The sequence below is a fragment of the Glaciecola sp. SC05 genome (assembly GCF_041380235.1).
Taxonomy (GTDB): Bacteria; Pseudomonadota; Gammaproteobacteria; order Enterobacterales; family Alteromonadaceae; genus Glaciecola.
The window spans coordinates 23471-31108 of the sequence record NZ_JBGIYY010000028.1; the positions used below are offsets into that span (position 1 = coordinate 23471).

At 43.8% G+C, this 7638-nt stretch carries 4 protein-coding genes and 1 pseudogene; 1 reads left to right on the top strand and 4 read right to left on the bottom strand.

Features of this window, described 5'->3' with window-relative positions; translation table 11 throughout:
• Positions 1 to 125: 125 nt before the first annotated feature.
• The 3 genes from AB9H30_RS18775 to AB9H30_RS18785 all read right to left on the bottom strand — a co-directional run bounded on the left by AB9H30_RS18775 (position 126) and on the right by AB9H30_RS18785 (position 5306).
• Complete coding sequence (locus AB9H30_RS18775; RefSeq protein ID WP_371196333.1) at positions 126 to 2315, bottom strand: malate synthase G; 2190 nt, start codon at positions 2313 to 2315, stop codon at positions 126 to 128.
• Positions 2316 to 2502: 187 nt separating this feature from the next.
• A complete protein-coding gene (locus tag AB9H30_RS18780; protein ID WP_371196334.1) occupies positions 2503 to 3450 on the bottom strand; it encodes a LysR family transcriptional regulator in 948 nt (315 codons plus the stop codon).
• A gap of 254 nt (positions 3451 to 3704) precedes the next feature.
• Positions 3705 to 5306, bottom strand: a complete 1602-nt coding sequence (locus tag AB9H30_RS18785; RefSeq protein WP_371196335.1) for an isocitrate lyase — start codon at positions 5304 to 5306, stop codon at positions 3705 to 3707.
• A gap of 632 nt (positions 5307 to 5938) precedes the next feature.
• Here AB9H30_RS18785 and AB9H30_RS18790 point away from each other — a divergent pair.
• Complete coding sequence (locus AB9H30_RS18790; protein WP_371196337.1) at positions 5939 to 6598, top strand: RHS repeat domain-containing protein; 660 nt, start codon at positions 5939 to 5941, stop codon at positions 6596 to 6598.
• A 427-nt stretch (positions 6599 to 7025) separates the two neighbouring features.
• On the opposite strand, the pseudogene AB9H30_RS18795 reads toward AB9H30_RS18790, so the two are convergent.
• A pseudogene (locus AB9H30_RS18795) lies at positions 7026 to 7613 on the bottom strand (IS3 family transposase); the annotation flags it as partial.
• Positions 7614 to 7638: the final 25 nt, after the last annotated feature.

The window sequence follows — 7638 nt, forward strand, 5'->3', positions numbered from 1 at the left end:
GTTTCATTTATTTATCCACCTGTTTTTGATGTTAAGAATGTAATCTGCTTTGCCAGTTGGGTCAACCGTTAAACCCAAATAATCTATCGTTGTTTTGCATATTGCAGCCAAGACGACAATACCGACTAAGCCTTATTGTCAGCTAAGCGCGACTTCATCTCTCTTCGGCGTTGGTGCAGCAGCGGCTCGGTGTAGCCATTTGGCTGTGTTTTACCTAAAAAAATGAGGTCTTTAGCAGCTTGAAATCCGATGCTGTTGGCCAAATCGGGCAGCATTGGAATGTATTCACTGTCAGTCTGATTTTGCTTATCGACTAACTTTGCCATGCGCTCAAGTGATTCGTTGACCTGCTGCTCAGTCACTAAGCCATGCTCTAACCAATTAGCGATATGCTGACTTGATATGCGCAAGGTCGCGCGATCTTCCATTAAGCCAACGTTGTTGATATCAGGCACCTTTGAGCAACCAATACCTTGATGCACCCAGCGTACTACATAGCCTAAAATTCCTTGTACATTATTATCGAGTTCTAACTGAATTTGGCTGTTGCTTAATACCCGGCCTTTTTCTAACAGCGGGACTTGCAATATCGTGTCTATGCCTTCAAAGCTTTGCGTTTTTAAATGGCTTTGAACAGCATGCACGTCGACCATATGATAGTGCAAAGCGTGTAGGGTAGCAGCAGTTGGTGACGGCACCCATGCGGTTGTTGCGCCAGCTTGGGGATGTGCAATTTTCGCATCCATCATTTGTGCCATATTCTCAGGAATAGGCCACATACCTTTGCCAATTTGGGCCTTTCCAGCCAAGCCGCATTGAATGCCGGTCATGACATTTGCGGTTTCATAGGCAGGCAACCAAGCACGATTTTTTAGTTCTGCCTTGGGCGCAAAAGGTCCTTTGAGCATTGAGGTGTGTATTTCGTCACCTGTGCGGTCTAAAAAGCCGGTATTGATAAATACAACGCGCTCACTAGCCTTTGCGATACAGGCGGCCAAGTTTAAACTAGTGCGACGTTCTTCATCCATAATGCCAATCTTCAGGGTGTTTTTTGCGAGCCCAAGCACAGTCTCGATGGCGCTGAACATATCATGGGTAAACGCGACTTCTTCTGGGCCGTGCATTTTCGGTTTTACGATGTAAACGCTGCCGGTTTTGCTGTTTTCAAACGGACTGTTTTTCAATAGATCGTGTTTGGCAATAAGGCTAGTGATTACGCCGTCCATGATCCCCTCAAAGATTGGCTTATCGTCAAATAAAATGGCGTCGTTTTGCATGAGGTGGCCAACATTTCTGATAAACATTAAGCTTCGACCAGAGAGTGTGAGGGGGGCAGCATTGTCGCTGTCAAGACCATGGTAAATGCGGTCTTCATGCATTTTTCTTTGCGATGATACGCCGTTTTTGCTGATGTCGATTGCTAAGTTGCCCTGCATCAAACCAAGCCAGTTGCTGTATACCAAGGTTTTATCCTCAGCATCCACAGCGGCGACCGAATCTTCGCAATCCATGATAGTGGTGATAGCTGATTCAATTAGGAGATCCTTCACATGCGCTAGGTCAGTTTTGCCTATCGGATGATTTGCATCAATTTGAATTTCTACATGCAGGCCATTGTGCTTGAGCAATATTGCGCTTGGCGCATCTATTGAGCCTTGATAGCCCACAAATTGGCTAGGGTCGTCCAGTGCGCTGACTTTGCTGGTGCTCAGGGCAACCATTAATTGCTGCTTGTCGATATAATACTTTATGCTTTGTGTGTGACTACCTTGCGCAAGCGGGGCGACGGTGTCTAGGTATTTTCTGGCTTGCATAACCACTTGACTGCCACGAACCGGGTTGTAGGGGCCAAAATTGCGCGTGTCAGGGGTAATTGCAATGGCATCGGTGCCGTATAAGGCATCGTATAAACTGCCCCATCTAGCGTTAACTGCGTTAACCGCGTATCTAGCGTTATTGATTGGCACCACCAATTGTGGCCCGGCAATATGCGCTATCTCGTTATCGACATTGCTTGTGGTAATGCGCGTGCTTGTTTGCTGATCATCTAAATAACCAATGCTCAGTAAGAATGCTTTATATTGAGAGAAGTCCGCCTGCTTATGCTGCTGATGAAACTCGTCAATCGCGTTTTGTAGTGCTGTACGCTTATTTAACAAACCATGATTGCGCTCAGTAAAATCGTTTAAAACAGCTTCAAAACCTTGCCAAAATTGGGCTTCACTAACGTGGGTCCCAGGAAGTGCCTGCTCGCTTAAAAATGAATATAATGGTGCCGCGATTTGTAGTCGACCCTTTGCAATATATGCTGACATAGCGTTTTCCTAAGTTAAGCTCATGGCTACAGTGTATGAGACTACTATATTAATGTTTAGTGTATGGTGGGTATATTTAGCATTCACAGTGTGAATGATGGTTGGCATTCATCATCAAAGCATGTTTGAGTGTGCCTGTACATCACGAAACAAGCGGCTACTGGCCCTATGTGTTGCAAAACAGCGGCTAGGTGCTTTGCGTCATTTCCTCAGCCACTTCGTTTATGAGGCGCCTGAGCCAAATATGACCGGCGTCGTGATGAAGTAGGGCACTCCATGCCATTTTTAAAGCAATAGGCGGGATGTCAAACGGCGGTTTTACTACCGTGATAGCCGGATCGTCTTTAAAAATCTTGGCCGCTTTACTAGGCAGTGTTGCGATCAAATTTTGCATTTTTGCTAACTGCAGTGCGGCGTGATAGTGGCGAGTAAATACGCGAATGTCTCGCTGCTTCCCCAGTTTAGTCAGCTCTGCATCTACCCAACCGAGTTTTTGTACTTCGGTAGGATCAATCCCTACACCCACACCAAAACCAGTTTTGCTCACCCAAATGTGTTGACCTTGCAAATACGCGTTTAAATCAAAGTTGTCTTTGGCAGGATGGTCGGAGCTAATCACGCAGGCAAAGGAGTCGTACCAAATGACTTTTTGATGGAACGATAGCGGCAACTCGTCAAAGCGATTAATTGCCATGTCTACCTTGCCTTGTTCAACGTCGTGGAAGGTCACGTCACTTGGGGTAATTAAATCTAAGGTAATATTTGGCGCTAGCTTTGAGAGCTTGCCAATCAGTTCTAGCAGCAAGGTTGATTCGGCGTAGTCACTCGTCATTATCCGAAAGGTACGATCGCTAGATGCGGGGTCAAACTCCACATCAGGCTGAATAGAAGATTCCAAGCGACTTAATACATCACGGATCACCGGCTGCAGTTCTAGCGCGCGTTTAGTTGGAGTCATACCGTCGCTAGTTCGCACTAATAAGGGGTCTTTAAACAAGTCGCGTAAACGTTTTAAACCGTTGCTCATGGCAGGTTGAGTAATGCTAAGCTGATTTGCCGCTTTGGTGACGCTGCCCTCTCTGAGCAATACATCAAGATAAACGAGTAAATTAAGATCCACTTTTGCAATATTCAATTACAACTTTCCCTTACGTTTGGCCAAGTGAGGAAGTATATAAGCATTTACGATAAGCTCAAGATAATCCATTAGTAGCATGAATAGTGCATCTTCACTTAACATTATGATTTATATGCTAAAAATGCTTAAAACAGTGTTTTGAAATATTATATATTTTAAATTAACATCACGCCCATGAATGTTAAAACAAAAAAAACGCCCCGAAGGGCGCTGAACAAGAGTAATCGTTATCTGTAGTTTTGAATGCTAGTTTACGCTACTACATCAAATTGATTCATGGTGTTGTCATCGCCAGAAGCTTTCAGTGCTTGCTCACCTGAGAAATACTCTTTATGAGTGTCGCCTAGGTCAGAGCCAGCCATCGCTTGGTGCTTAACACAGGCTAAACCTTGGCGAATTTCTTGGCGCTGTACACCCTTCACGTAAGCGAGCATACCGTCGTCACCAAAGTAACCTTTTGCTAAGTTGTCGGTAGACAAGGCAGCGGTGTGGTAGGTCGGTAGAGTGATCAGGTGATGGAAAATACCTGCTTCACGGGCTGCATCTGCTTGGAAAGTCCGTATTTTATCATCTGCTTCAGTTGCCAGTTCAGTATCATCATATACCGAAGACATAAGGGCATTGCGGTCATATCCAGTAGTGTCCTTTCCTTGCTCTGTCCATCCATCAAAAACTTGCTGGCGGAAGTTCAAGGTCCAGTTAAACGACGGACTATTGTTATAAACAAGTTTGGCGTTTGGCACTTCTTTGCGGATTGCATTAACCATCTCCGCGATTTGCCCAACATGGGGTTTTTCGGTTTCTATCCATAGTAAATCTGCACCGTTTTGCAGGCTGGTTATGCAGTCTAAAACAACGCGCTCTACGCCGGTGTCTTCTTTAAATTTGTACAAACCGTTGGGTAAGCGCACTGGTTTTACGAGCTTTCCGTCAAGTTTCATGACGGTATCGCCTTCGCCTAATTCGTCAATGCTGTTGACTGGGTTTGTCTCTAAAAACGCGTTGTACTGAGCCGCTAAGTCGCCTTCGCTTTGCGACACTGGGATCTTTTGCGTCAGACCAGCACCCAATGAGTCGGTGCGAGCAACAATTACGCCGTCGTCGACACCAAGCTCTAAAAAGGCGTAACGCACTGCGTTGATTTTCGCTAAAAAGTCTTCGTGGGGGACGGTAACTTTACCGTCTTGGTGGCCACACTGCTTGGCATCAGATACTTGGTTTTCGATTTGAATACAGCAAGCACCTGCTTCAATCATCTGCTTTGCTAATAAGTAGGTGGCTTCTTCGTTACCAAAACCAGCGTCAATGTCAGCAATGATCGGCACCACGTGGCTTTCGAAGTTATCAATTTTGGCTTGCACTGCAGCAACATCACCGCCGTTATTTTTTGCGGCATCAAGCTCATTAAACAATGTGCCCAGCTCGCGTGCATCGGCCTGACGTAAAAATGTATAAAGCTCTTCGATAAGAGCAGATACAGAGGTTTTCTCATGCATAGATTGGTCAGGTAGAGGCCCAAATTGTGAGCGTAACGCTGCCACCATCCAGCCAGACAAATATAGGTAGCTTTTTTTCACCGTGCCCTGGTGCTTTTTAACCGCCAACATCTTTTGTTGCCCTATAAATCCGTGCCAGCAACCTAGAGACTGCGTATATTGCGCGCTATCTGCATCATACTCAGCCATGTCTTGGCGCATGATCGCCGCTGTATATTTAGCGATATCAAGCCCTGTTTTAAAGCGGTTTTGAGCCTTCATGCGAGCTGCATATTCAGGACTGATGGCATTCCATGCAGTACCTTGGGTATTTTTTAACTCTGCAAATTTTTGAATGTCTTGTTGGTATTGTGACATGTGATTTCCTCTTTGATTTTTACTTGCTGTAAGCAATGGAACTTTATTGACTTACGTTTAGTGTCTAAGACTGTTTGTATGCTGTATTGCAATCAGACTAAAAGAGAAAGGACAATAAAAAAAGAGTATATAAACTATGCTTATCATTCATGGTGTGAATGATCGTTTGGAGTAAGTGATATAGCTTTTAATTGATTGGCTATTTTGATGCTGTCTTTTGCATTGTCTAGCATAGCGACAAACATGGGTAATTCAGGTTCTATCTTTTAAAAAATATCAAGTCACTTTATTTATCGCAATAACATTAGCCGAATAACTATTGCCTTAACTTTGCGATAAATGAATAAATACAAGTGCCGAAAAGAATATTTCATTTGGTCATTATTTGTGTATCGCCACTCGATCCACTGTAGGTGTAAATATAAGGCATAGCAATGATCAAATCGTGTAAGCACAAATGTTTGGAGACTCTGTTTAAGACCGGCAATACAAAAGGTGTAAAGCAAGATTAAGTTAAGAAATTGAGGAAAATAATTATGCAGATGTTTAACCCGCCACATCCTGGCGAGACTTTAAAAGATAAACCAGATGAAATATCGATATCTGTTATTGTAGGATAAAAATATTTGGATTTGTTTTCTATACAAGGAGCACACTTCCGCCAATTCGCATATAGTGTAGGTGTCCAAATTATCCATATGAATGGTCGGATTTACGATCCTACTTTGGGGCGATTTCTTCAGGCCGACCCCTTCATTCAGGCTCCAAATGATAGCCAAAGTTTTAACCGTTATTCATACGTCTTGGATAATCCGATGACGATGACAGACCCAAGCGGATACATAAGTTTAAATCCTTTCAAAAAGATTACGCGAGCGGTTATCAAAGGGCTGTCTAAAGTGTTTGGTAAGAACTTGGTTCAAAGCTTAGGCAATATTGCTTCACTCGCATGCGGTCCTGCTGCGCCAGCTTGTTCTGGTTACTGGAACTGCGAGTTTGCGCGCGCTCACGGAGTATCGTCTTCAGGTGCAATAAGGGGCGCATTCACGGCTGCCATTGGCACCTATGTAAATGCTAGTGATGGTCTAAGTGGGTATGGAACGTTTGCGATTAATTCAGCTATTAACAATATTGCGGAAAAAATGACACAGCAACTGTCAGAAAAACGGTTGGTGAAACACACTCGAGTGTTACAGGGGGGAAGTTTGCTAACGGTGCAATCACTGATACTTTCGCTCAAACATTTAATAGAGAGCCTGCCGCCAGATTCACCGAGACTAAAAAAGCAGTAAATAGTGCAATCGCCTCGAAAGACTATGAAAAAGCAGTCGCACTGGCGACAGATTACTTAGGACAGGATGCTAGTTCGCCAACAGCAATATTAATAGAACCTAATACAGTCGGCAATGTGGCCGCGAGTGTAAGTAAAGATGGTGTACTATCTTTCTACAGAGATTCATTTAGCTCGGCTGAAAGATTAATATCAACCGTAGGCCATGAGTATGTTCATGTACAACAATGGCAAAAAGGCCTAATAGTAAACAAAAAAGATAATCCGCAACAATGGTATTTAAATGAGTTAGAAGGAACACAATGGGAAATCGACAACGTGCACCTTACCGGGTATCACAATGGAATGGACCAAAATTTAGCCTTTAAGGCTATATATTTTAATAGGTTAACAGCAGAAAACCAAAGCAATGTAATGAGGTGTTGTGGTCAAGCATACCCGAACACCTTTTTAGCTAATTCTTCTGCTTTCGCTGGTGATATGCCTTTATTAAATTGATGTGGCCTTTCCCAGTTATAATAATTCATTAGGAATTTGCTCACATCTCGTTTTGCTTCTGCTTCTGAATCGTATCCTGTTGACGGTATCCATTCAGATTTCAAGCTTCTAAATACCCGTTCCATTGGGCTATTGTCCCAACAATTACCGCGACGACTCATGCTCTGTTTTATTTGATAACGCCACAGCCGTTGCCTAAATTTGCGAGCGGTATATTGGCAACCTTGATCGCTATGGAACATCACTCCTTTTGGCCTGCCACGCATCTCATAAGCCATATCTAACGCTCTAATAGCTAAATTTGCATCAGGCCTTGATGACATTGAATAGCCAACAACACGCCGCTTAAATAAGTCAATTACTACGGCGGCATAACTCCAACTACTGCCTGTCCAAATAAAAGTAATATCACCGCACCACGCTTGGTTGGGCGCATCAACATCGAACTTCCGGTTGAGCGTATTGGGGATATCTAGCCGCTCTACAGTCGCTACTTTATATTTATGTGGCCCAGGTTGTTAACGGCAGTGTAAAAATGACCCC

Excerpts from the sequence above, each read along its gene's own strand:
- AB9H30_RS18775 (WP_371196333.1), bottom strand. The coding sequence starts at position 2,315 with ATGTCAGCATATATTGCAAAGGGTCGACTACAAATCGCGGCACCATTA.
- AB9H30_RS18785 (WP_371196335.1), bottom strand. The coding sequence starts at position 5,306 with ATGTCACAATACCAACAAGACATTCAAAAATTTGCAGAGTTAAAAAAT.